19 protein-coding genes are annotated in these 23,062 nt (G+C 73.8%); 10 read left to right on the top strand and 9 right to left on the bottom strand.

Features of this window, described 5'->3' with window-relative positions; all coding sequences use genetic code 11:
• The first annotated feature begins 42 nt into the window (after positions 1–42).
• The 4 genes from glnA (FJK98_RS24530) to FJK98_RS24515 all read left to right on the top strand — a co-directional run bounded on the left by glnA (FJK98_RS24530) (position 43) and on the right by FJK98_RS24515 (position 3,253).
• The gene (gene glnA, locus FJK98_RS24530) at positions 43–1,392 is read left to right on the top strand and encodes a type I glutamate--ammonia ligase (protein WP_088644813.1); all 1,350 of its coding nucleotides are present in this window, start codon (positions 43–45) and stop codon (positions 1,390–1,392) included.
• A gap of 159 nt (positions 1,393–1,551) precedes the next feature.
• Positions 1,552–1,977 (top strand): DUF350 domain-containing protein, encoded by a 426-nt coding sequence (locus FJK98_RS24525; protein WP_145921099.1) that lies wholly within the window; start codon positions 1,552–1,554, stop codon positions 1,975–1,977.
• A gap of 41 nt (positions 1,978–2,018) precedes the next feature.
• Complete coding sequence (locus tag FJK98_RS24520) at positions 2,019–2,711, top strand: YafY family protein (RefSeq protein ID WP_145921098.1); 693 nt, start codon at positions 2,019–2,021, stop codon at positions 2,709–2,711.
• Positions 2,712–2,875: 164 nt separating this feature from the next.
• Positions 2,876–3,253 carry a VOC family protein gene (locus tag FJK98_RS24515; protein WP_145921097.1) on the top strand — a complete coding sequence of 126 codons (378 nt, stop codon included), beginning with the start codon at positions 2,876–2,878 and terminating at the stop codon, positions 3,251–3,253.
• Between the two features lie 103 nt (positions 3,254–3,356).
• Here FJK98_RS24515 and FJK98_RS24510 read toward each other — a convergent pair whose 3' ends face one another.
• Together FJK98_RS24510 and FJK98_RS24505 are read right to left on the bottom strand one after the other, a co-directional pair.
• Positions 3,357–3,827 (bottom strand): hypothetical protein, encoded by a 471-nt coding sequence (locus FJK98_RS24510; protein WP_145921096.1) that lies wholly within the window; start codon positions 3,825–3,827, stop codon positions 3,357–3,359.
• Between the two features lie 199 nt (positions 3,828–4,026).
• The gene (locus FJK98_RS24505; RefSeq protein WP_145921095.1) at positions 4,027–4,962 is read right to left on the bottom strand and encodes an LD-carboxypeptidase; all 936 of its coding nucleotides are present in this window, start codon (positions 4,960–4,962) and stop codon (positions 4,027–4,029) included.
• Between the two features lie 79 nt (positions 4,963–5,041).
• On the opposite strand from FJK98_RS24505, the gene FJK98_RS24500 reads away from it, so the two are divergent.
• Both FJK98_RS24500 and FJK98_RS24495 read left to right on the top strand, forming a co-directional pair.
• Positions 5,042–5,806, top strand: a complete 765-nt coding sequence (locus FJK98_RS24500) for a type 1 glutamine amidotransferase (RefSeq protein ID WP_145921094.1) — start codon at positions 5,042–5,044, stop codon at positions 5,804–5,806.
• A 1-nt stretch (position 5,807) separates the two neighbouring features.
• On the top strand, positions 5,808–8,831 hold the full coding sequence (locus tag FJK98_RS24495) for a bifunctional [glutamine synthetase] adenylyltransferase/[glutamine synthetase]-adenylyl-L-tyrosine phosphorylase (protein WP_145921093.1): 3,024 nt from the start codon (positions 5,808–5,810) through the stop codon (positions 8,829–8,831).
• 137 nt (positions 8,832–8,968) lie between these two features.
• Here FJK98_RS24495 and FJK98_RS24490 read toward each other — a convergent pair whose 3' ends face one another.
• The gene (locus FJK98_RS24490) at positions 8,969–9,358 is read right to left on the bottom strand and encodes a peptidase inhibitor family I36 protein (RefSeq protein ID WP_145921092.1); all 390 of its coding nucleotides are present in this window, start codon (positions 9,356–9,358) and stop codon (positions 8,969–8,971) included.
• 317 nt (positions 9,359–9,675) lie between these two features.
• Positions 9,676–11,457, bottom strand: coding sequence for an FAD-dependent oxidoreductase (locus FJK98_RS24485; RefSeq protein WP_145921091.1), 1,782 nt, complete (start codon positions 11,455–11,457; stop codon positions 9,676–9,678).
• Between the two features lie 104 nt (positions 11,458–11,561).
• On the opposite strand from FJK98_RS24485, the gene FJK98_RS24480 reads away from it, so the two are divergent.
• Positions 11,562–12,182, top strand: coding sequence for a helix-turn-helix domain-containing protein (locus FJK98_RS24480; RefSeq protein WP_240762311.1), 621 nt, complete (start codon positions 11,562–11,564; stop codon positions 12,180–12,182).
• A gap of 203 nt (positions 12,183–12,385) precedes the next feature.
• Here FJK98_RS24480 and FJK98_RS24475 read toward each other — a convergent pair whose 3' ends face one another.
• Entirely contained in the window at positions 12,386–14,110 is a 1,725-nt protein-coding gene (locus FJK98_RS24475; RefSeq protein ID WP_145921090.1) for a hypothetical protein, read from the bottom strand.
• Between the two features lie 35 nt (positions 14,111–14,145).
• Here FJK98_RS24475 and mptB (FJK98_RS24470) point away from each other — a divergent pair, with 35 nt between their 5' ends.
• Both mptB (FJK98_RS24470) and mptB (FJK98_RS24465) read left to right on the top strand, forming a co-directional pair.
• The gene (gene mptB / locus FJK98_RS24470) at positions 14,146–15,588 is read left to right on the top strand and encodes a polyprenol phosphomannose-dependent alpha 1,6 mannosyltransferase MptB (protein ID WP_145921089.1); all 1,443 of its coding nucleotides are present in this window, start codon (positions 14,146–14,148) and stop codon (positions 15,586–15,588) included.
• A 13-nt stretch (positions 15,589–15,601) separates the two neighbouring features.
• Positions 15,602–17,098 (top strand): polyprenol phosphomannose-dependent alpha 1,6 mannosyltransferase MptB, encoded by a 1,497-nt coding sequence (gene mptB, locus FJK98_RS24465; protein ID WP_240762309.1) that lies wholly within the window; start codon positions 15,602–15,604, stop codon positions 17,096–17,098.
• Positions 17,099–17,114: 16 nt separating this feature from the next.
• Here mptB (FJK98_RS24465) and glnA (FJK98_RS24460) read toward each other — a convergent pair whose 3' ends face one another.
• Positions 17,115–18,539: a type I glutamate--ammonia ligase gene (glnA, locus tag FJK98_RS24460; protein WP_088644628.1), complete on the bottom strand. Its 1,425-nt coding sequence runs from the start codon at positions 18,537–18,539 to the stop codon at positions 17,115–17,117.
• A 331-nt stretch (positions 18,540–18,870) separates the two neighbouring features.
• Between glnA (FJK98_RS24460) and FJK98_RS24455 the strand changes: the two genes are divergently transcribed.
• A complete protein-coding gene (locus FJK98_RS24455; RefSeq protein WP_145921087.1) occupies positions 18,871–19,281 on the top strand; it encodes an RDD family protein in 411 nt (136 codons plus the stop codon).
• A gap of 65 nt (positions 19,282–19,346) precedes the next feature.
• On the opposite strand, the gene FJK98_RS24450 is transcribed toward FJK98_RS24455, so the two are convergent.
• From FJK98_RS24450 to lipA, 3 genes are all read right to left on the bottom strand, one after another.
• Positions 19,347–20,036: a DUF4191 domain-containing protein gene (locus FJK98_RS24450; protein ID WP_145921086.1), complete on the bottom strand. Its 690-nt coding sequence runs from the start codon at positions 20,034–20,036 to the stop codon at positions 19,347–19,349.
• Positions 20,037–20,113: 77 nt separating this feature from the next.
• Complete coding sequence (locus tag FJK98_RS24445; protein WP_145921085.1) at positions 20,114–21,637, bottom strand: NAD(P)/FAD-dependent oxidoreductase; 1,524 nt, start codon at positions 21,635–21,637, stop codon at positions 20,114–20,116.
• Between the two features lie 214 nt (positions 21,638–21,851).
• Positions 21,852–22,901, bottom strand: coding sequence for a lipoyl synthase (gene lipA, locus FJK98_RS24440; RefSeq protein WP_145921084.1), 1,050 nt, complete (start codon positions 22,899–22,901; stop codon positions 21,852–21,854).
• Between the last annotated feature and the right edge of the window lie 161 nt (positions 22,902–23,062).

The following is a 23,062-nucleotide window of genomic DNA, read 5'->3' as shown; positions in this document are numbered from 1 at the left end:
CGGCCGACCGGTGCCGGACGTACGTGGCGAGGGGTTGGGGAAGTGGACCGTCAGCAGGAGTTCGTCCTCCGTACGCTGGAAGAGCGGGACATCCGGTTCGTCCGGCTGTGGTTCACCGATGTGCTGGGCACGCTCAAGAGCGTCTCAGTCGCCCCGGCGGAGCTGGAGGCGGCCTTCGAGGAGGGCATCGGGTTCGACGGCTCGGCGATCGAGGGCTTCGCCCGGGTCTTCGAGTCCGACATGGTTGCCATGCCGGACCCGACGACCTTCCAGGTGTTCCCGTTCGAGGGCGGGGTCAGCGGCGAGAGCGCCCGGATGTTCTGCGACATCCTGCTGCCCGACGGCGGCCCGTCCTGGGCCGACCCGCGGCACGTGCTACGTCGGATGCTGTCCAAGGCGGCCGAGAAGGGCTTCACCTTCTACACCCACCCGGAGATCGAGTTCTTCCTGCTGGAGAACGGCCCGCAGGACGGCTCGGTGCCCACCGCCGTGGACACCGGCGGCTACTTCGAGCACACCACGCACGCCGTGGCGCGGGACTTCCGCCGCCAGGCCGTGCTGGCGCTGGAGCGGATCGGCATCTCGGTGGAGTTCAGCCACCACGAGGTCGCCCCCGGCCAGCAGGAGATCGACCTGCGGTACGCCGACGCGCTGACCACCGCCGACAACATCATGACCTTCCGGCACGTGGTCAAGGAGGTGGCGCTCTCCACCGGCGTGCAGGCCAGCTTCATGCCGAAGCCGTTCACCGACCAGCCGGGCAGCGGCATGCACACCCACCTGTCGCTGTTCGAGGGGGAGCGCAACGCGTTCCACGACTCCGGCGACCCGATGAAGCTGTCGAAGGTGGCGAAGTCGTTCATCGCCGGCCTGCTGATGCACGCCCGGGAGTACACCGCGGTCACCAACCAGTGGGTCAACTCGTACAAGCGGCTGTTCCCGCAGGCGTTGCCGGACCGGATCACCGAGAGCCCGGCGTACGTCTGCTGGGGGCACCTGAACCGGTCCGCGCTGGTGCGGGTGCCGGCGTACGGCAAGCCGAACTCGGCCCGGGTGGAGGTCCGCTCGCTGGACTCGGCGACCAACCCCTACCTGGCGTTCGCGGTCATGCTCGGTGCCGGCCTCAAGGGCATCGAGGAGGGCTACGAGCTGCCGCCGGGCGCCGAGGACGACGTCTGGTCGCTGAGCAGCGCCGAACGGCGGGCGATGGGCTACGAGGCGCTGCCGGAGAACCTGTCCGAGGCGATCGACGTGATGGCCGGCTCCGAGCTGGTCGCCGAGGTGCTCGGCGAGCACGTGTTCGACTTCTTCCTGCGCAACAAGCGGGCCGAGTGGGAGCAGTACCGCCGCGAGGTCACCCCGTACGAGCGGCAGCGGTACCTGTCGCTGTAGCGCGTACCGCCGCCGGCCGGGGTCGTCCGTACCCGGGCCGGCAGCGGGACGGCCCGCTTCTGCGCCGGTCCGGGGGGTGTCGGGGGTTGCGTGGTGCCGCTATCGTCTCGATCACCGTGCCGGCACCTCCGCCGGGCGCAGGAGGTCGGGAGGCCGTCGGTGCTGGAAGATCTGCTCACCGGAGCATGGCAGAGCGTCGTGTTCGGTGTCGTCGGGGTGGCGCTGATGGCGGCCGGCTTCGTGCTGGTCGACGTGCTCACCCCGGGCAAGCTGCGCGAGCTGATCTGGGTACGCCGCAACGGCAACGCGGGGCTGCTGCTGGCCGCCAACCAGCTCGGCGTCGCCGGCATCGTCTTCACCGCGATCGTGACCAGCTACGACGACTTCGCCAAGGGGCTCGCCTCGACGGTGCTCTTCGGGCTGATCGGGCTGGCCGTGATGGCGCTCGCCTTCGGTGTCCTGGACCTGCTCACCCCGGGTCGGCTCGGTGAGGTCATCTGCTCGGACGAGCCGCACCCGGCGGCCCGGGTCAGCGCCGCCACCCACTTCGGCGCGGCCCTGATCGTCTGCGCCTGCATCGCCTGAACCGGGGGCAGGGTGTCGTACCCCCGTCGTAGCGTGCGGGGGTGAACCGGACGGATCGTCTCTATGCCCTGGTGGAGGAACTGCGGGCGGTGTCGCCTCGGCCGCGCAGCGCCCGCTGGCTGGCCGACCGGTTCGAGGTGAGCACCCGCACCGTCGAACGCGACATCGTCGCCCTCCAGGGTTCCGGCGTGCCGATCTGGGCCGAGCCCGGCCGCACCGGCGGTTACGTGGTCGACCGGTCGCACACCCTGCCGCCGGTCAACCTGACCGCCACCGAGGCGGTGGCGATGGCGGTGGCCCTGCACCGGCTCGCCGGCACCCCGTTCGCCGTGGCCGGCGGCACGGCGCTGCGCAAACTGCTCGCGGTGCTGCCGGCCGCCGACGCCGCCGACGCGCGCCTGCTCGCCGGCCGGGTGCTGCTGGTCGGTTCCGGGCCGGCCACGTCCGTCCCGGCCGTCGTCGCCGACGCGGTCGCCGCCCGCCGGGTGCTGCGCCTGCGGTACGCCGACCGCTGCGGGGTGTCCTCGTCGCGCGAGGTCGAGCCGCTGGGCTACCTCGGCAACGACCGCCACTGGTACCTGCTCGCCTGGTGCCGGCTGCGCGCCGGCCTGCGCTGCTTCCGTACCGACCGGATCGTCGGGGTCGAGGCGTCGCCGGAGTGGGTGACCCGGGAGTTCTCCCCGGCCGACCTGGACGTCCCGGCCGAGCGGGTGCGCCGGCTGACCCTGGTCTGACGGCGGCCCGGCGCGGGCCGCCCGACCGGTCGGCGCGCGGGCCGCCTGACGGATCGGTGTCCGGACCGGTCGGTAAACACCGACAGGACGGTGTCGCGGACACCCGGGAGGCTGGCTGCCGAGCCCGCCGGCCGCCCGGTCGGCGGGGGAACAGGAGGCAACGCGTGACCAGCACACCCGTCACCTGGTTCGAGATCGGCACCGACCGGCCGGACGAGGCGCAGGGCTTCTACGCGGAGTTGTTCGGCTGGACCTTCACCGAGGAGGGCACGGCCGGGGGCGGTTCCTACCGGACGACCACGGCGGGGGAGCCGACCGGCATCGGCGGCGGCATCCGGGCTCTCGTCGAGGGCGCACCCGGCTACGCGATCCTCTACGCCGAGGTGGCCGACGTGGCGCAGGCGTGCGGGCGGGCCGAGGCGGCGGGCGGCACGGTGCTGACCCCGCCCCGGACCACGCCGGGCGGCCTGACCCTCGCCCTGCTGCGCGACCCGGTGGGCACCCACCTCGGGCTGTTCTCCTCGGGCGGCACCGCCGCCTGACGCCAGGGGGCCGAGGTTGCGGTGTCCCGGTGCGCCGGACACCGCAACTTCGGCCCTGTCGTGTCGATCTTCGGCCTGCCGGGTCGGGCGGGCCGCAGGCGGGTCACCTGCCGGGCGTACCCTCCGGGTCGCCGTGGTGGCCGCGGCCGGCCGGGCCCGGGAAGACCCCGGCCTCGACGGCCTTGGTGATCGCGTCGGCCTGCTCCTGGGTGAGCTTGCCGTCCTTGACCGCCTGGGCCAGCCGCTCGGCCAGCTTCTCCTGCCGGTCCTCCGGCGACGGGCGCTCCGGCCGGTCACCCTTGGGGCGGTGCTGCTCACGCACCTTCTCCAGGGCGGCGGTCACCTTGTCGGTGTCCACCCCCAGCTCCTTGGCGAGCGCCTCGGCGAACTCGTTCTGCCGGTCGGCGCGCTGCTGCTGCCGGTCGGCACCCGGCTCGGCCTCGCTGCTGACACCGGCGGTCGGGGTCGCCGACTCCTCGGCGAAGGCCACCGTCGGAGCGGCGATCCCCACCCCGAGCACGCCAGCGGCAGCGAGGCCGACCAGCAGCTGCTTCTTCGACATCGTGCGGGACATCAGTCCTCCATGGGTCGGTGGTGCTGTTGACGTCACCGACAGTGACCATCGAACCTGGAAAACCCCCGTCCCGACCCTGTCCGCCAGCTGAAAATTCCACCCCCCGGCCCCGGTGATCAAGAGGTTTCGGTCAGGAACGCGCTTTCCCTTGACGCGAACCTCTTGATCACCGGGGCGGGGCGAGAGCGGCGGGGATCGGTTACCGGACGGCGGGGGTGGTGGTGAGGGTGCCGGCGGTGGCGTCGAGGGTGGCGCTGGTGCCGACGGGGACGGTGAGCTGGCCGGGGCCGTGGCCGATCGGCAGGCCGCCGAGGACCGGCACGCCGAGGTCGCCCAGCCGGTCGGTGAGCACGTCCACGACGGTGGTGTCCCAGCCGTCCGCGCAGTCGGTGAACTGGCCCACCGCCACCCCGGCCAGGCCGTCGAGCACCCCGGCGCGGCGCAGGTGGGTGAGCATCCGGTCGACCTTGTACGGCGGCTCCTGCACCTCCTCGACCAGCAGCACCGCCCCGGTCAGGTCCGGCATGTCCGGGGTGCCGAGGGTGGCGGTGATCAGGCAGAGGTTCCCGCCGAGCAGCCGGCCCACCGCCCGGCCGGGGACCCGGACCGGATACGTCTCCTCACCGGGCACCGCCGTCACGGTGAGCGGCGCGGTGGTCATCAACGCGGCGTGCAGCGACTCGGCGGAACGCAACGGGGTCCGCTCGTCCACCCAGGCCGCCCCGGGGCCGTGCACGCCGGCCAACCGGGCACCCCGCCAGAGCGCGAACTGCAGGGCGGTGATGTCGGAGAACCCGGCCACCACCTTCGGGTCCCGCCGGACGGCGGCCATGTCGATCAGGTCCACCACCCGCTGCGCGCCGTACCCGCCCCGGGTGCAGATCACCCCGCGCACGTGCGGGTCGGCGAAGGCGGCGTTCAGGTCCGCGGCGCGCAGCGCGTCGTCACCGGCGAGGTAACCCCGCCGGGCGTACGCGTTCGGTGCCACCTGCGGGCGCAGCCCCCAGCCGGTCAGCAGCTCGATGCCCCGGGCCACCCGCTCCGGCCGGGTCGGCCCGGACGGCGAGACCAGCAGCACCGTGTCACCTTCCCGCAGGACGGGCGGGCGCAGGACGGACGGATCGTCGGCGGTCACAGCGGCCGAGCATAGCCGCCCCGCCGGGCGGGCCGAGGCGTTCCCGGTGGCGGTCGACGGACCCGCTAGCCTCGACGGCGTGGGAACCGCACTGGTGATCGAGAACGACCCGACCGACGACCCCCGACGGCTGGGGGAGTGGCTGGTGGAAGGGGGTCTTGAGCTGCGGGTACTGCGTCCGCACGCCGGTGACGAGATCCCCGACGACCTCACCGGGTACGTGGCGCTGGTGGTGCTCGGCGGTGACCAGCACGCCTACCCGACACCCGACGGCAGCCCCGGCGCACCCTGGTTTCCGAAGCTCGAAGGGTTGCTGCGCAAGGCGGTCCGGCACCGGGTGCCGACCCTCGGCGTCTGCCTCGGCGCGCAACTGCTCGCCACCGCGCACGCCGGCCTGGTCGAGCGCAGCCTGTCCGGCCCCGAGGTGGGCCCGGGGGTGGTCGGCCGGCGCGACGCCGCCGAGAGCGACCTGCTGTTCCGGTACGTGCCGCTGATCCCGGACGTGCTCCAGTGGCACTCCGACGAGATCACCGAGCTGCCCCGGGCCGCCACCCTGCTGGCCGCCTCGACCCGCTACCCGCACCAGGCGTTCCGGCTCGGTGACCGGGCCTGGGGCCTGCAGTTCCACATCGAGTGCGACACCGCCATGATCGCCGAGTGGGCGCGTGGCTCCGAACTGCTCGCCGAGCTGGGCTACGACGAGGACCTGGTGGTGGCCGCCTGCGACCGGGTGATGGCCGACGTCGAGGAGGTGTGGCAGCCGTTCGCCGTCCGGTTCGCCGCCCTCGCCCTCGGCGAGCTGGACGACGACACCCGCCGCAGCCTGCCCCTGCTCGGGCACTGAGATGAACAGACCGACCAGGGGACGGTTGGCCCGCTACGGGTTCGCCGAGGGCGACGGTGGCGTCCGCGCCGCCGACCTGCTCGGGGCGGACGGCCTCGGGCTGTGGCAGGCCGCCGAGCAGGAACCCACCGACAGGCCGGCGGCCGACCTGCTGGCCGCGCTCTCCCGGGCCGCCGACCCGGATCTGGCGCTGCGCCAACTGCACCGGATGGTGGAGACCGAACGCCGTACCGCCGCCGGCGACGCGACCGGGTCGGAGCTGCTGGCGGCGCTCGCCGCCGACCCGGGGCTGCGCCGCCGGCTGGTCGCCGTGCTCGGCGCGTCCGCCGCGCTGGGCGACCACCTGGTCGCCAACCCCGGGCAGTGGACGGTGCTCGGCACCGCCCCGGACGGGCTGGCCCCCACCGCCGACGGGCGGCTCGACCTGGCGCTCGCCGGCCGGCTGACCACCGCCACCGCGCCGGTGGCGGTGCTGCGGCAGGCGTACCGGCTGGCGTTGCTGCGGATCGCGGCGGCCGACCTGACCGGCGGACGCGGCCTGGAGCAGGTGATGGCGGCGCTGTCCGCGCTGGCCGACGCCACCCTCGCGGCGGCGTACGAGATCGCGGTGGGTGAGCTGCCGGCGGGCACGCCCCGGCCCCGGCTGGCCGTGGTGGCGATGGGCAAGTGCGGCGGCGACGAGCTGAACTACGTCTCCGACGTCGACGTGATCTTCGTGGCCGCGACCGACGAGGACCTGCCCGCCGCGACCACCGTCGCCGCCCGGCTGATCCACGTCTGCGGGCTGGTCGCCTGGCCGGTCGACGCCGCGCTGCGCCCCGAGGGCAACCGGGGGCCGCTGGTCCGCACCCTCGCCAGCCACCTCGCCTACTACCAGCGGTGGGCCCGCACCTGGGAGTTCCAGGCGCTGCTCAAGGCCCGCCCGGCCGCCGGTGACCTGGCGCTGGCCGGCGAGTGGATCGACGCGCTCGCCCCGCTGGTCTGGCGGGCGTCCGAGCGTCCCGAGGCGGTTTCCGACGTACGGGCCATGCGCCGCCGGATCATCGACAACATTCCGCCGAAGGAACTGGACCGTGAGATCAAGCGCGGTCCGGGCGGGCTGCGGGACATCGAGTTCGCCGTCCAACTGCTGCAACTGGTGCACGGCCGGGGCGACGAGTCGCTGCGGGTGCCGGGCACCGTGCCGGCGCTGCGCGCGCTGGTGGCCGGCGGCTACGTCGGGCGGGCCGACGGTGAGGCGCTGCTGCGCGGGTACCGCTTCCTGCGCGGTGTCGAACACCGGCTCCAGCTCCAGGCGCTGCGGCGGACCCACACCGTGCCGACCGAGCCGGCCGCGCTGCGCTGGCTGGCCGCCGCGCTCGGCTACGCCGCCATCCCCGGCCGCAGCGCCGTGGAGAGCTTCCGGGCCGACTGGGTCGCCCACGCCACCGAGGTACGCCGGCTGCACGCCAAGCTGCTCTACCGGCCGCTGCTGGAGTCGGTGGCCCGGGTGCCCGCCGATGGGCTGCGGCTCACCCCGGAGGCGGCCCGGCACCGGCTGGAGGTCCTCGGCTTCGCCGACCCGGCCGGGGCGCTGCGGCACCTCCAGGCCCTCACCGGCGGGGTGAGCCGGACGGCGGCCATCCAGCGCACCCTGCTGCCGGTGCTGCTCAGCGAGTTCGCCGACGCGCCCGAACCGGACCGGGGGCTGCTCAACTACCGCCAGGTCTCCGACAAGCTCGGCAGCACCCCGTGGTACCTGCGGCTGCTGCGCGACTCCGGGCCGGTGGCCCGCCGGCTGGCCCGGGTGCTGTCGACGTCCCGCTACGCGGCCGACCTGCTGGCCCGGGAACCGGAGGCGCTGCGGTTGCTGGCCGAGGAGAACGAGCTGACCCCCCGGCCCCGGGAGGTGCTCTGCGACGGGTTCGCCGCCGCCGCGGCCCGGCACGCCGACCCGGTCGAGGCGACCCGGGCGGTACGCGCGCTGCGTCGCCGGGAACTCGTCCGGATCGCCTGCGCCGACGTGCTCAGCCGGGCCGGCGGGCTGGCCCCGCGACCCGAGCGCGGCGCACCGGCCGGCCCGCTGGCCGACGTCACCCGGGTCGGCACCGGCCTGTCGTACGTCACCGACGCCACCCTGTCCGCCGCGCTGCGCGCCGTCCGGGCCGCCCAACCGGAGCTGCCCGGCCTGCGGTTCGCGGTGATCGGGCTCGGCCGCCTCGGCGGGTACGAGTCGAACTACCTCTCCGACGCCGACGTGCTCTTCGTCTACGACCCACCGGACGGGACGGCGGAGAGCACGGCCAGCGCCACCGCCCACGCGATCGCCGAGGAGCTGCGCCGGCTGCTCGGCGCCCCGGCCCCCGACCCGGCCCTCGGGGTCGACGCCGACCTGCGTCCCGAGGGGCGGCAGGGCCCGCTGGTGCGCAGCCTCGCCGCGTACGCCCAGTACTACGCCCGCTGGTCGCGGGTGTGGGAGGCGCAGGCGCTGCTGCGGGCCCGGTTCGTCTGCGGCGACGCCGACCTGGGCACCGAGTTCGAGCAGATGGTCGACCCGGTCCGCTACCCGGCCGACGGGTTGACCCGGGAACAGGTGGTCGAGATCCGCCGGATCAAGGCCCGGGTGGAGAACGAACGGCTGCCCCGGGGCGCCGATCCGGCCACCCACACCAAGCTCGGCCGGGGTGGCCTCGCCGACGTCGAGTGGGCGGTGCAACTGCTCCAGCTCCGGTACGCCGGGGCGTACCCGCAGCTGCGCGGCACGCGTACCCTCGACGCGCTCGCGGCGGCCCGGGACGCCAAGCTGGTCGACCCGGCGGACGCCGTCGCGATGACCGCCGGGTGGACCCTCGCCGCGCAGGTCCGTAACGCGTTGATGCTGGTCCGGGGCCGTGCCGGTGACCAGCTTCCCCGGCACGGGGTGGAGCTGGCCGGGGTGGTGCGGCTGCTCGGCGCGGACGACCCGGGTGAGTTCCTCGACGACTACCTGCGCACCGCCCGCCGTTCCCGGGCCGCGATGCAACGCGTCCTCGACGCCGGGGTCTGAGCCCCGGCGTCGAGGACGGCTGAGCGTACGCCGAATGAGCGCGTCACCCGATGGCGACCGCCTGGTAAATGGTCGTGGAACGCTTTTCCCGCACTATTTCCAGGTGCCGGAAAATGGTGTTCCGATTGGTGTGGGGGTCAGCACCAGATCTGCGCGTAGCTGATGGAGTCGTTCCACTGCAGACCCCAGAACGTCCCGAGGTTGGAGATTTCGGTGCGCGGGCCGACGGTGATGGGGCTGTCGGAACGGTCGCCGTTGCGGTAGAGCTTGTAGGCGCAGTTGCCCCGGTTGCGGACCGAGGTGACCGCGTTGTCGGCGTTGGTGTTGACCAGGCTGGCGCTGCCGTTGAGCACGTCCAGGATGTTGAGGAAGCCGGCGTCCTTGTAGAGGCAGAGCGCACCGGTGGAGGGGCAGCTCAGGGCCAGTGCTTCCGTCGTGGCGGGCGCTGCGGCCTGGGCCGGGGCGCCGGCGAGGACGGTGGTGCCGACGAGGGCGAGGCCCGCGAGTGTGGTCCCGATGTGTCGCATGGTTTCCTCCCGTGAAGTGGTGGCGGGGGGCATGGCGCGACGCGGCACATGGCCGGTCAGCGAGCGACCTTCGACCGAGACGTCGACTGTCAATGCTGAGAATTGCGGATACCCGCATGTGCGGCGGCAGAGCGTGCCTGCGCCGTCGTCCAACAGTTCTCCCAGAGGCCCCCGTGGCCTGTTGTCGGTCCTTAACCTACGTGAAGGAAAATGGGGCGTCAATACTTCTCGATTTACTTTGGTGGTAGTCCGGCGATTCCTGCAACCGTGGGGATCTCCGGTCGGCTCACCCCATAGTGGACGGAGACCGGGCCGCCCTACCGGCGGCGCACCAGCACCAGATGGTCGACCAGGGTGCCGGTCTGGCCGTCGGGGCCGGTCGCCTGCCGCTGCGGCGCGTCCAGCCGTTCGACGTCCCAGCCGTCCGGGTCGAGGTCGAGGTCGGCCAGGGTCTCCTGCGGGGTGGGGAACCGGGTGTGGTGGTGCGCGGCGTTGCCCCACGGCGGCACCGCCCCGTGCTCGACCACCAGCAGCCGGCCGCCCGGGGCGACCGCCCGCGCCGCCGCCCGCAACACCCCGGCCCGGGGGAACTCCAGCGGCGACTGGAGGAACTGCGCGGAGACCAGGTCGTACTCCCCGGTCGGGAAGGTCCGGGCCAGGTCGTGCCGCTGGAAGTCGACCAGGGCCGTCACCCCGGCGGCGGTCACGGCGGCGGCCGACCGCTCCAGGGCGGCGGTGGAGACGTCGACGGCCGTCACCCGCCAGCCCTGCCGGGCCAACCACACCGCGTCGCCACCCTCGCCGCATCCCAGGTCCAGCGCGGTGCCCGGCGGCAGCGTCCCGGCCACGTCGACCAGGTGCGGATTGGGCCGCCCGCTCCAGTACCGCTCCCGGCCCCGGTACAACTCGTCCCAGTGCCGGGCGGTCGCCTCGTCCACCGCGTCGGCCCGCCCGCCGTCCGTCCCGGCCTGCTCGACCACGATCCCGGTCCGCTCGTGCCCGGCCCCGGCCCGGTCGTCCACCGCTCCGGTCTGCTCGTGGCCGGTCCCGGTCCGCCCGGATGCGGTCGTGCGTCGTGCGGCGACGGCCCGGTCGGTGTCCTCGGCGATCAGGTCGGCGTTGAGGGCGGCGGCGGCCTTCAGGCCCGCCGCCGCGGCGGCGATGACGGTGGCCTGCGGATCGGTGACGTTGCCGGCCACCCAGACCCCCGGCACCCCGGTCGCGCCGGTGGCGTCGGCGGTGATCCGGTCACCGAAGGCGTGCCCGCCGACGACGAAGTCCTCCGGGGTCAACCCGAGCCCGGCGAGGAAGGCGGCCCGTGCGCCGAAGCGGGGCGCCACCACCAGCGCCTCCCGGGGGACCACCCGCCCGGACCGCAGCCGTACGCCGGTGAGCCGGTCGGCGGTGACCTCCATCTCCGCCACCTCGCCGTCGACCACGGTGACGCCCCGGGCGGCCAACCGCTCCGCCTCGTCGGCGGGCAACGGTCCGGCGGTGTGGGTGAAGACCACCACGTCGTCGGTGAGCTGCCGGAACAGCAGCGCCTGGTGGGCGGCCATCGGGCCGGTGGCGAGCACCCCGACCGCCTGGTCGCGCACCTCCCACCCGTGGCAGTACGGGCAGTGCAGCACGTCGCGGCCCCACCGCCCGGCCAGCCCCGGCACGTCGGGCAGTTCGTCGACCAGGCCGGTGGTGACCAGCAACCGCCGGGCGTGCAGCACCCGGCCGTCGGCGAGCGTCACCGCGAACCGCGCCGGCCCCGAGTTGCCGGCCGGGCGGGTGCGCTCGGGGGCGCTGTCGATCGGGTCCGCGCCGGTGGTCGCGGGTCCGCCGTCGAGCGGGTGGGCGGCGGTGACGGTGGCGTCGAGCAGGGTCACGCCGTACCGGGCCACCTCGGCCCGGCCCGTCGCGTACAGGGTGGCGGGTGGGACACCCTCGTTGGTCAGGAAGTTGTGCACGTGGCCGGCCGGGGCGTTGCGCGGGGCGCCGCCGTCGACCACCACCACGTCGCGGCGGAACCGGCCCAGGGCCAGCGCGCCGCTGAGCCCGGCCGCGCCGCCGCCGACCACCACCACGTCGTGCACCACCGGGTACGTCATGACCACTGCCTCCCCACGGGCGGGTCCGTCCCGCCGATGCTCCGGATCGTCCGCCCGGATCGCCGTTCTGCCAAATATCGTTGCCGGAATGGCAAACTGGTGCGGTGACCGACGACCACAGCGACATCACCTCGGACGAGGTGCTCACCACCGTCGGGCCGCGACTGCGGGCGCTACGGCAACAGCGCGGCGTGACGCTGAGTCAGCTCGGCGCGGCGACCGGGATCTCGGTCAGCACGCTGTCCCGGCTGGAGTCCGGCGGCCGGCGGCCCACCCTGGAACTCCTGCTCGCCCTGGCCCGCTTCCACCGGGTGCCACTGGACGACCTGGTCGGCACGCCGACGATCGGGGATCCCCGGGTCCACCGCCGGCCGGTCGTCCGGCACGGCGTCACCATCGTGCCGTTGACCCGCCGCCCGGGTGGCGTCCAGGCGTACAAGATGATGTACCCGCCGCAGGTGCCGGTGGGGGAGCCGACCCCACAGGTGCACGAGGGGTACGAGTGGCTCTATGTGCTCTCCGGCCGGATCCGGCTGCTGCTCGGCGGGCACGACCTCACCCTCGACGCCGGTGAGGTCGCCGAGTTCGACACCCGCACCCCGCACTGGTTCGGCAACCCGTTCGACGTGCCGGCCGAGATCCTCAGCCTCTTCGGCCCCCAGGGCGAACGCCTGCACGTCCGCGCCCGCCCCGCCCCCGCCCCCACCCCCGCCCAGTCGAGTTGATCAAGAGGTTTACGTCAGGTGAACCGCGGCGGATGACGCAAACCTCTTGATCGTCCGGCCTGACGGGGGTGTTCTGCGGTGATCAAGAGGTTTGGGGCAGGAACGGCGACCAGGCTGACGCAAACATCTTGATCAACACGAGCGGGCGCGAGCGGGCGCGGGGCGGGAGGGGGCGCGGGCAGGGGTCAGGTGGGTCAGGTGGGTCAGGTGTGGAGGGTCCAGGTGCCGGCGCGGGGGACGGTGACCAGGGTCCAGGGGCCGTCGGGGGTGACGGTGGCGTCGGGGGAGACGGTCAGCCAGGGGGAGTGGCGGATGCGGACCGGGACCTGGCCGGCGGCGGTGGTCCGGAACGTCAGCGTGGCGGCGTCCTGCCGGACCAGCACCCCGGGCGCGGCGACCAGGGGCGTCGGGTCGGTCACCGCGTACAACCGCCAGTGCCGGTCCGACCAGACCTCCGTCAGGTACGGCAACCCCGCCCCGACCAGGTCCGCCTCGGCCCGGCCCACCCAGGACAGCGGCGCGTCGGCGACGGCGACGTACTGCACGGCGTACTCGTCCAGCCAGGCCCGGTAACTGTCGGCGGTCAACGGCACACCGGTACCGCCGGCCCCCGGGACGGTGGTGAAGAAAAGCGGGTTGCGGCCGATGTCTACCTGGCGCAGCCAGCCCCGGGCCAGTGGCACCTCGCCGAGTTGTGCGGCCTCCCAGTAGTTGCGGGTCGGCGGCACCTCCACCCGCCCGGTGAGCCCGCGCCGGCCCAGCTCGGCGGCGAGCGGGGCGAAGTAGCTGCGGTCGGCGGTCGGATCGTCGGCGCTGCGGACGTCGGCGGCGACCACCGGCGGCAGCCACCAGCACACCACCGCCAGCAACACGGCCAACACCACCGCGCCCGTCCCGTCGGACAGGCTGGCCAGCGGGACCGGTCGGGTGGCCCCGCCGGACCTCGGGGCGGCCCGGCGGCGGGGCAGTCGGGCGGTGAGCCAGGCGGGTGGCCGGGCGGCGGCGGCCAGCACCGGCAGCGCGAACATCGTCACCAGCCGGGTCGCGTTCAGCCCGACCGGGGTGTGCACCAGCGCCGCCGCCAGCACCCCGCCCGCCGACAGCAACGCCCCCACCCGCACCGGCCGGTACGCCACCACCGCCGCCACCAGCAGGCTGACCGTGACCGACCGGAGGGTGTCGGAGCCGCTGATGTTCATCCAGCCGCCCTCACCGAACAGCAGCCCGGTGACCGCCAGCGGCACCGCCGCCGCGACCCCGAGCAGCAGGCCGTCGGCCCACCGGCGGGTGACCAGCAGCGCCACCCCGACCAGGCCGACGAACAGACCCGCCACCGGGCTGCTCGCCGACGCCAGCACCGCACCGGCCACCGCCAGGCCCGGCCGGACCCACCGCCCGCCCCGTGTCCAGCGCCCGTCCCGGCCGTCCGGCCGGACCCGGCGCCCGCCCCAGGCCCGGCGGCCGTCCCGGCCGTCCGGCTGGGCCCCGCGAACGCCACGGCTGTCCGGCAGGGTCAGGGCGAGCAGGGCGACCAGCCCGAACGCCACCCCGAGGGCGTAGGTGACCCGGCCGGAGACCAGGTTGCCGGTGATCGTCAGCACCCCGACCAGGCTGCCGGGCAGCGGCCGGGGCACCCGGGTACGCACCAGCAGGGCGGCGAACGCGGCGGCTGCGGCGACCAGCGCCAACGCCCCGGTCAGGTGTACCCCGAGGGTCGCCATCAGCGGCGGCGAGACCAGGCTGTAGCCGAGCGGCTGGATGCCGGCGTACCAGCGCAGGTCGACCAGGGCCCAGCCGTGCGCGGCGAAGAAGTCGGCGCGGGCCACCTGGGCCGACAGGTCCGATCCGAGCGGGGGCGACGCCAGCCACCCCCCGGCGAGCACGACGGCGACCACGGTGGCCGACCCCACCACCCTGCTGCCCCGCATGCCCACCTCCGGTCCGCGCCCACGCTACTGGCAGCATGACGGACGTGCCTCACCACCTGTCCCGCTGGCTCGGTCTGTCCGGTTCGGTGCTGCTCGCCATCGCCGCGTACCTCGGGGGTGCGCTGCCGGGGTCGGAGCTGCGACCCACCCCGGTCAGCATCTGGCAGAGCCGGCACGGGCCACTGATCCTCGCCCTCTGGCTGGTCGGCACCGGGCTGCTGGCCTGGGCGTGGTGGACGCTGCGCGACCGGGTGCCGTCGACCCGGTGGGCGCTGGTCACCGCCGGGCTGTGGGTGCTGCCGCTGCTCGTCGCGCCGCCGCTGGCCAGCCGCGACGTGTACGCGTACTCCTGCCAGGGCGCGAGTTACGCGGCCGGGATCAACCCGTACGAGCAGGGGGTGTCGGCGCTGCCCTGCCCGTGGATCGACACCATCTCCTACATCTGGCGGGACACCCCCGCCCCGTACGGGCCGCTGTTCGTGATGATCGCCGGGGCGGTGGTACGGATCACCGGGGGCCTCGACCCGGACACCGCGCTGACCGTCAACATCGCACTGTTCCGGCTGCTCGCCGTGGCCGGGGTGGCGCTGACCGCCGCCTGCCTGCCGGTGCTGGCCCGGCGCTGCGGCGTACCGGCGGAGCGGGCGGTGTGGCTGGCGCTGGCCTCGCCGCTGGTCGGCGTGCACCTGGTCTCGGGGGCGCACAACGACGCGCTGATGATCGGCCTGCTGGTCGCCGGTCTGGCGGTGGTGGCGGCCAATCCGGGCCGGCGCTGGCCGCTGCTGGCCGGCGGGGTGCTGCTCGGGCTGGCCGGCGCGGTGAAGGTGACCGCGCTGGTGGTGGTGCCGTTCGCGGTGCTGGCCGCGCTGGTCGGGCCGTACCGGATCAGGGCGCTGCTGCGCGACGGCCTGCCGGTCGCCGGCGGCGCGCTGGTCGCGGTGGCCGGCGCGACCCTGGCGGCGGGCCTGGACTTCGGGTGGATCGCCGGCCTGGAACAGGGCGGGCTGGTGATCGCCTGGACGTCACCGCCGACCGCCGTCGGGCAGACCGCCGGCTACGTCGCGGCCCTGTTCGGCGCGGACGTCGACGCGCTGCCGGTGGCCCGGACGATCGGCATGCTGGTGCTGGCGGTGCTGCTGGTCTGGCTGTGGTGGCGGGCCCGCACCCGCGACCCGCTGTGGCACGCCGGCCTGGCGCTGGCCGCGACGGTGGCCCTCGCGCCGCTGTTCCACCCCTGGTACTGGCTGTGGCCGATGGCCGTGCTGGCCGCGACGACCCACCGGTCGACCCGGTGGTTCGCGCTGGTGGCGTTGATCTCGTCGTTCCTGGTGCTGCCGGACGGCACCGGGCTGCCCCGGTTCACCAAGATGCCCGGCGCCCCGCTGATGACGCTGTTGGTGATCGTGGTGGCCGTCCGGTTGGTACGGTCGGCTCGGGCGGGCCGGCGACCCGCCACCGTGGATGCGCCCGCCGACTGAGGAGAGGTGGCCGGTGACCGAGACCGGCACACCGAGCGGGCGGGCCCGCGTGGCACGCCACCTCGGGTTGACCGGCGCGGTGCTGCTCGCCGTCGCCGGCTGGCTGGGCGGGGTGCTGCCCGAGGTGCCGCCGACCGGCCCGTGGCGCGCGCCGCACGGCCCGGCCGCCGTGGGCTGCTGGCTGCTCGGGACGGCGCTGATGGTGGGGGCCTGGTGGGCGTTGCGCGCCGGTGCCCCGTCGACGGGGTGGGCGTACCGCACCGCCGGGCTGTGGTCGCTGCCGCTGCTGCTCACCCCGCCCCTGGCCAGCCGGGACGTCTACTCGTACGCCTGCCAGGGCTGGTCGTACGCGGCCGGGCACGACCCGTACCGGGTGGGGGTGGCGGCGGCCGGCTGCCCGTGGGTGGACGCGGTGGCGCCGATCTGGCGGGACACCCCGGCCCCGTACGGCCCGGTCTTCGTGCTGCTGGCCGCCCTGGCCGCCGGGGCCGGCGGTTCCCTGCTCGGTGCCCTGGTGGTGCTGCGGCTGTACGCGGTGGCCGGGGTGCTGCTGGCGGCGCTCTGCCTGCCCGGCCTGGCCCGCGCCGCCGGGGTGCCCACCCGGCGCGCGGCCTGGCTGGGGCTGGCCTGCCCGCTGGTCGGGGTGCACCTGGTGGCCGGCGCGCACAACGACGCGGTGCTGCTCGGGCTGCTCCTGCTGGGCCTGCTGGTGCTGGTGCGGTCGCCCGGCCGCACGCGGGGCCTGCTCGTCGCCGGGGTGCTGTTCGGGCTGGCGGTGGCGGTGAAGGCGACCGCGCTGGTGGTGTTGCCGTTCGCGGCGTTGACGGCGGTGCACGGCCGGTACACCCTGCGGGCCCTGCTGCGCGACGGCGGTCGGCTCGCCGGGGCGGTCCTGGTCACCCTGGCGGCCGTCTCGGCGCTGTCCGGCCTGGGGTTGGGCTGGGTTGCCGGGCTGGCCCGCAGCGGTGACTCGCAGCAGTGGACGTCGCCGCCGACGGCGGTGGGTTTCGTCGTCGACTACGTCGGCGAGCTGGCCGGTCGGCGGCCGGACGCGGTGCCGGTGACCCGGGCGGTGGGCCTGCTGGCGCTGGTGGCGCTGCTGGTGGTGCTGTGGTGGCGGGCGTGGACGGCGCTGCGCCGGCTCAACGACGTCCGGCAGCGGGTGCACCGGCTGGCGGCGGCCCGGCCCCGGGTCACCCTGGGCGCGGCGGGCGCGGCGCTCGCCGCGACGGTGCTGCTCGCCCCGGTCCTGCACCCGTGGTACGTGACCGGGCCGTTGCTGCTGCTCGCGGTGTCGGCGACCCGGACGACCTGGTTCGTGGCGCCGGCGGCGGTGGCGGCCTTCCTCACCCTGCCCGACGGCACGTCGGTCGCCCGGTACACCAAGGCGCCCGGCGCGATCGTGCTGACCGCGCTGCTGCTGGTGCTGCTGGTCGGTGTGGTGCGGAGGCGGCGCGACGCAGCGGGCCGGCCCCGCGAACGCGGAGCCGGCCCGGCTGGTGGAACGTGACCGTCGAGGGCGGACCTCAGCAGTCGAAGTACATCGCGAACTCGTGCGGGGTCGGGCGCAGGCGCACCGGGTCGACCTCGTTGGCCCGCTTCCACCCGATCCAGGTGGAGATCAGGTCGGGGGTGAAGACACCGCCGTCGAGCAGGTAGTCGTGGTCGGCCTCCAGGGCGTCGAGCACCTCCGGCAGCGAGCCCGGCACCTGCTTGACGTCGCCCCACTCCTCCGGCGGGAGGTCGTAGAGGTCCTTGTCGATCGGGGCCGGCGGCTCCATCTTGCTCTTGATGCCGTCCAGGCCGGCCATCATCATCGCCGAGAAGGCGAGGTACGGGTTGCTGGACGGGTCCGGCACCCGGAACTCGACCCGCTTGGCCTTGGCGTTGCTGCCGGTGACCGGGATGCGGGTGCAGGCGGAGCGGTTGCGCTGCGAGTAGACCAGGTTGACCGGGGCCTCGTAGCCGGGCACCAGCCGACGGTACGAGTTGACCGTCGGGTTGGTGAACGCGAGCAGCGACGGGGCGTGGTGCAGCAGGCCACCGATGTACCAGCGGGCGGTGTCCGACAGGCCGGCGTAGCCGGTCTCGTCGTAGAACAGCGGCTCGCCGTTGAGCCAGAGGCTCTGGTGGGTGTGCATGCCGGAGCCGTTGTCGCCGAAGAGCGGCTTGGGCATGAAGGTGGCCGTCTTGCCGTTGGCCCAGGCCTCGTTCTTCACGATGTACTTGAAGAGCTGGAGCTGGTCACCGGCGTGCAGCAGGGTGGAGAACTTGTAGTTGATCTCCGACTGGCCGGCGGTGCCGACCTCGTGGTGCGAACGCTCCACGGTGAAACCGCCGTCGACCAGCCGACGCACGATCGAGTCGCGCAGGTCGGCGTAGTGGTCCACCGGCGGCACCGGGAAGTAGCCGCCCTTGTACGCGGTCTTGTAGCCGCGGTTGCCGCCGGCCTCCTCACGCCCCGTGTTCCACGCGCCCTCGACCGAGTCGATGTAGTAGAACGACTGGTGCGCCGAGGTCTCGTGGCGGATCGAGTCGAAGATGTAGAACTCCGCCTCGGCGCCGAAGTACGCGGTGTCGGCGATGCCGCTGGCGGCGAGGTAGGCCTCGGCCTTCTTGGCCACGTTGCGCGGGTCCCGGGAGTAGGCCTCACGGGTGAACGGGTCGTGGATGAAGAAGTTGAGCGCGAGGGTCTTCTGCGCGCGGAACGGGTCGATGAAGGCGGTCGCGACGTCCGGGAGCAGGAGCATGTCCGACTCGTGGATCGCCTGGAAACCGCGGATCGACGAGCCGTCGAACGCGAGACCGTCGGTGAAGACGCTGTCGTCGAAGGACTCCACCGGCAGATTGAAGTGCTGCATCACGCCGGGCAGGTCACAAAAACGTACGTCGACGAACTTTACGTCCTCGTTCTTGAGGTATCGCAGGAGTTCCTCGGGATTGGCAAACACACGTCCTCCTGGCACGTCCACTCCGGTGGCTGGGCTCTGGCGACGCTATGACCGTGGGGTTGCTCGCCCGTGTCTCCAATGTTTCTGCCGTGTTACGCCGCTCGCGGAGCGTCATCTGCGCCGCTCAGTACCCGCCGGGTTGTCCGTTCGGACGATACCGGCTGAAGCACTGTATCGCTTTTCCGGGTGATAAGACCGAATTTGCACAGACTGCGGGAACGCCCCCGGAGTCCACCTGCTGGTCCGCCCCGGAGCCGGCCCGGGGCCGCCCCGGAGCCCGGCGGTGGGCTGCGGGGCGGCCCCGGGCCGGTGCTGACTACCCTTGACCACCGTGACGAGTCCGCCCGCCGCGGCACCGGTGCCGCCCGCCACCGACCCCACCTTCGACCCGCCGGGCCTCGGCCGACGGTTCGGTGCCCTGGTGATCGACTGGGTGCTCTGCCTGCTGGTGTCGAACTTCTTCGCCGACCCGGTCCGCGACGGGTGGGCCCCGGTGGCGGTGCTCATCGTCGAGTACGGCTTCTTCCTCGGCCTCTTCGCCCAGACCCCCGGCATGTGGATCACCCGGCTGCGCTGCCTCGACTGGTCCGACGGCGGGCGGCTCGGGATACCCCGGGCGCTCCTGCGCGGCCTGCTCCTGGCCCTGGTGGTGCCGCCCCTGATCATGGACGGGCAGCGTCGCGGCCTGCACGACCGGCTCACCGGAGCGGTCGTCGCCGACGCCCCCCGCCCCGCCCGCTGACCCCGGACACGCCGCGAGCCGGGCCCGACGGACGGGCCCGGCTCGCGGAGGCGTACCAGATGGGGTCAGCGGCCCCGGGTCTGGCGGAACGCGCGGCCCGGCGGCCGCATGTTCTTGGGAATCGCGCCCTTGGGCATCTGCGGCCGGGCGGTGAGCGCCTTGAGCCGCTTGTCGAGCGAGTTGACGTCCTTGCCGTTGAGGGTGCGCGGCAGCCGCATCAGGGTCATCCGCAGCTTGCGGATCGGCAGCTCGCCCTCGCCCTGGCCGATCACGTAGTCGTGCAGCGGCGCGGAGCCGATCACCTTGGCCAGCCGGCGCTTCTCCTGGCCCAGCAGGCCCCGCACCCGCTGCGGGTTCCCCTCGGCCAGCAGGATCACACCGGGGCGGCCGATCACCAGGTGCACCATGTCCATCTGGGTGGTGGAGCTGACCGCCGGGGTGACCCGCCAGTCACCGCGCATGCTCTCCATGATCTGCGCCGCCGCGCCGGGCTGCCCCTCGGCGGCGTTCATCATCGCCTTGTTGGACCGCAGGTTGAGCACGATCAGCAGCGCGAGCAGGGCGAACAGGATGCCGATCGGCAGCCAGAGCCAGCCCCAGAGGATCACCGCGACCACGGTCAGCGCGAGCGGGATCAGCACCGCCCCGGCGGCCAGCGGCGCGAACCACCTGTCCTGCTTGGCGGTGAACCGGAACACCATCCCGATCTGCTTCAGCCGTTGGCCGAACGACACCTTCTCCTGGGGCTTTGCCATGCCGCCGAGTCTAGTGGTCGCCGCCAGGACGGATGATCCCCGGCCGGTGGTCGGCCGGGGCCCGTCCGTGGCGGTGGTCAGCCGGTGGGCGAACGGTCCCCGACCGGCGCGGTACGGGGACGGGGCACCACCGGGGCGGCGCGGCCGGTGCCGCCCTCGCCGCGACCGGCGTCGGCGCTGCCGCCGGTGCCGCCCTCCTCGTGGTAGTCCTCCTCGACGTTGACCGCCCAGACGTCGTGGTCGGCGTCGTCGAGGATGTTCTCCGCGGCGAGCATCGCGGTGAGCATGGAGTGGTCCTGGTTGTTGTACCGGTGCATGCCGTTGCGCCCCACCGGGTGCACGTTCGGCACCGCCTCGGCGAGCCAACGGCGGATCACCTCGACCGCCTCGCCGTAGCCCTCGTCGTAGACCGGGTACGCCTTCGGCATCCGCACCACGTACCCGGTGGTGACCGAGCCGGGGCGCACCAGGCCGAGCCGTTCCAGCTCGGCGGTGCCGAACGCGACCAGCTCCGGGTCGGGGGTCGACCACAACTCGTCGCCCTCGTTGACGAAGTACTCCAGGCCGAGGCAGGTGCCGCCGGCCCGGACCATCTCCGGCGACCAGGCGCCGTAGTTCTGGATCCGCCCGACCTGCACCCCGGGGGTGTGCACGTAGATCCAGTTGTCGGGGAAACCGGCCTCGGCCGGCACCACCAGCGCCACGGTCAGGAAGTCCCGGTGCCGCAGCGCGTCGGCGGCGGCGCGGACCTCCGCCGGGGCGGGCGGGTCCATCGCCCGGACCAGGGCCGAGATCGGCATGCTGGAGACCACGTGGTCGGCGGCGATCCGCCGCTCACCGGACGGGCCGTCGACGGTCACCGCGACCGCCCGGCCGTCCGCCCGGTGCACGGTGCGTACCGCCGTCTCCAGCTCGACCGTCCCGCCGCCCTTGACCACCAGTTCGGCGCAGCGTTCCCACATCATCCCCGGGCCGAGCCGGGGGTAGCGGAACTCCTCGATCAGGCTGGTCACCTCGGTGCCGCCGCGCTGGGGCAGCAGCGCGCCCCGGATCGCCGCGCCGAGGGAGAGGTTGCGGATGCGCTGGGCCGCCCAGTCCGCCTGTAGCTCCGTCGCGGGGATGCCCCAGACCTTCTCGGTGTACGTCTTGAAGAACATCCGGTACAACCGGGCCCCGAACCGGGCGGACACCCAGCCCTCGAAGTGGCTCTGGTCGGCCGGCGGACGCACCCGCGCCCACAGGTACGACCCGACGCACCGGCACGCCTCCCACACGCCGAGGTTGCGCAGCGCGTTACCGGCCCGCAGCGGGTAGTCGAAGAGCCGACCCTGGTAGTGGATGCGGCTCATCCGGGGGCGCAGCAGGAAGTCGTCGTCGGAGAGCAACTCGTGCCAGAACGCCTCGACCCGGGACACCTTGGTGAAGAACCGGTGCCCGCCGATGTCGAACCGCCAGCCCTCCCGCTCCACGGTGCGGCTGATCCCGCCCACCACGTCGTCGGCCTCCACCACGTCGACCGGGGCGTGCCGCCGGGTCAACTCGTACGCGGCTGTGAGGCCGGCGGGGCCGGCGCCGATGACAACCGTGTGCGGCTGCGCCATCAAAGACACCACCATCGATGAGTTGCGGGTCAGGGCTGGCGGAATCTAACACGATCCCGCCGTGCCCGGACAGCGCCGTCGAATCGACGCCGAGCTGCGGCCGGACACCTCTTGCGGGTGCCGCCGAGGTCTGGGAAGATCGACACACTCGAATGCCCGACGGTCGTCGCCGTGCCGGTGGTCCTCCGCAGGCGTGCCCGGTGGCGTCCCGGGGTCAGCCGACGGTGACCGAGGCGTCCTGGCGGGCCGTCAGCGCCTGCTGGTAGAGCCGCCCCGCCCGGTACGACGAACGCACCAGCGGCCCGCTCATCACCCCGGCGAAGCCGATCTCCTCGGCCTCCTCGCGCAGCTCGACGAACTCCTCCGGCTTGACCCAGCGGGTCACCGGGTGGTGCCGGGGGGTGGGCCGCAGGTACTGGGTGATGGTGATCAGCTCGCAGCCGGCCCCGTGCAGGTCGCGCAGCGCCTGGGAGACCTCGGCCCGCTCCTCGCCCATGCCCAGGATCAGGTTGCTCTTGGTGACCAGGCCGGCGGCGCGGGCCTGCCGGATCACGTCGAGCGAACGCTCGTAGCGGAACGCCGGACGGATCCGCTTGAAGATCCGCGGCACCGTCTCGACGTTGTGCGCGAGCACCTCGGGCCGGGCCCCGAACACCTCGGCGAGCTGCTCGGGGACGGCGTTGAAGTCGGGGATCAGCAGCTCGACGCCGCAGCCGGAGCGCAGCGCGTGGATCTGCCGGACCGTCTCGGCGTAGAGCCACGCGCCTCCGTCGGGCAGGTCGTCGCGGGCCACCCCGGTGATGGTGGCGTAGCGCAGGCCCATCGTGGCCACCGACTCGGCGACCCGACGCGGCTCGTCGGCGTCGAACTCGGCCGGCTTGCCGGTGTCGATCTGGCAGAAGTCGCAGCGCCGGGTGCACTGGTCGCCGCCGATGAGGAAGGTGGCCTCCCGGTCCTCCCAGCACTCGTAGATGTTGGGGCAGCCGGCCTCCTGGCAGACGGTGTGCAACCCCTCGCGCGAGACCAGCCCGCGCAGCTCGGTGTACTCCGGCCCCATCTTGGCCTTGACCTTGATCCACGGCGGTTTGCGCTCGATCGGCGTCTCGGCGTTGCGCGCCTCGATCCGCAGCATCCGTCGCCCCTCGGGGGCGACCGTAGCGGAGCGCGCTGCCTGCTGGGTCGTCGGCGCGGAGTGCTCGATCGTCACAAAACCGAGCCTACGCCCGACGGCAGCGATCGATGCACGTCGGGCGACCGGCGTCACGTCACCGGTTTTGTGACACCGGCCACCCGGCGGCCGGAAAAGCCCGTTACAGCCCGGCGGAACGGGTGCTAGCGTGCCGGCAGAGCTGTGACGGAGCCGAGTAACGCCCCGACCCGCCAGTGCAGAGAGCCGCCGGTTGCTGGAAGGCGGTCTGACGCCGG

Source organism: Micromonospora sp. HM134 (assembly GCF_007833915.1).
GTDB classification, from domain to species: domain Bacteria; phylum Actinomycetota; class Actinomycetes; order Mycobacteriales; family Micromonosporaceae; genus Micromonospora; species Micromonospora wenchangensis.
This window is presented reverse-complemented; position numbering and strand designations above follow the sequence as displayed.

What these genes read in the sequence shown, in the direction of transcription:
- FJK98_RS24510 (WP_145921096.1), bottom strand. Translation starts at nt 3,827, where the DNA reads ATGTCCCGCACGATGTCGAAGAAGCAGCTGCTGGTCGGCCTCGCTGCC.
- FJK98_RS24495 (WP_145921093.1), top strand. Translation starts at nt 5,808, where the DNA reads ATGAACAGACCGACCAGGGGACGGTTGGCCCGCTACGGGTTCGCCGAG.
- FJK98_RS24490 (WP_145921092.1), bottom strand. Translation starts at nt 9,358, where the DNA reads ATGCGACACATCGGGACCACACTCGCGGGCCTCGCCCTCGTCGGCACC.
- FJK98_RS24485 (WP_145921091.1), bottom strand. Translation starts at nt 11,457, where the DNA reads ATGACGTACCCGGTGGTGCACGACGTGGTGGTGGTCGGCGGCGGCGCG.
- FJK98_RS24475 (WP_145921090.1), bottom strand. Translation starts at nt 14,110, where the DNA reads ATGCGGGGCAGCAGGGTGGTGGGGTCGGCCACCGTGGTCGCCGTCGTG.
- mptB (WP_145921089.1), top strand. Translation starts at nt 14,146, where the DNA reads ATGACGGACGTGCCTCACCACCTGTCCCGCTGGCTCGGTCTGTCCGGT.
- FJK98_RS24450 (WP_145921086.1), bottom strand. Translation starts at nt 20,036, where the DNA reads ATGGCAAAGCCCCAGGAGAAGGTGTCGTTCGGCCAACGGCTGAAGCAG.
- FJK98_RS24445 (WP_145921085.1), bottom strand. Translation starts at nt 21,637, where the DNA reads ATGGCGCAGCCGCACACGGTTGTCATCGGCGCCGGCCCCGCCGGCCTC.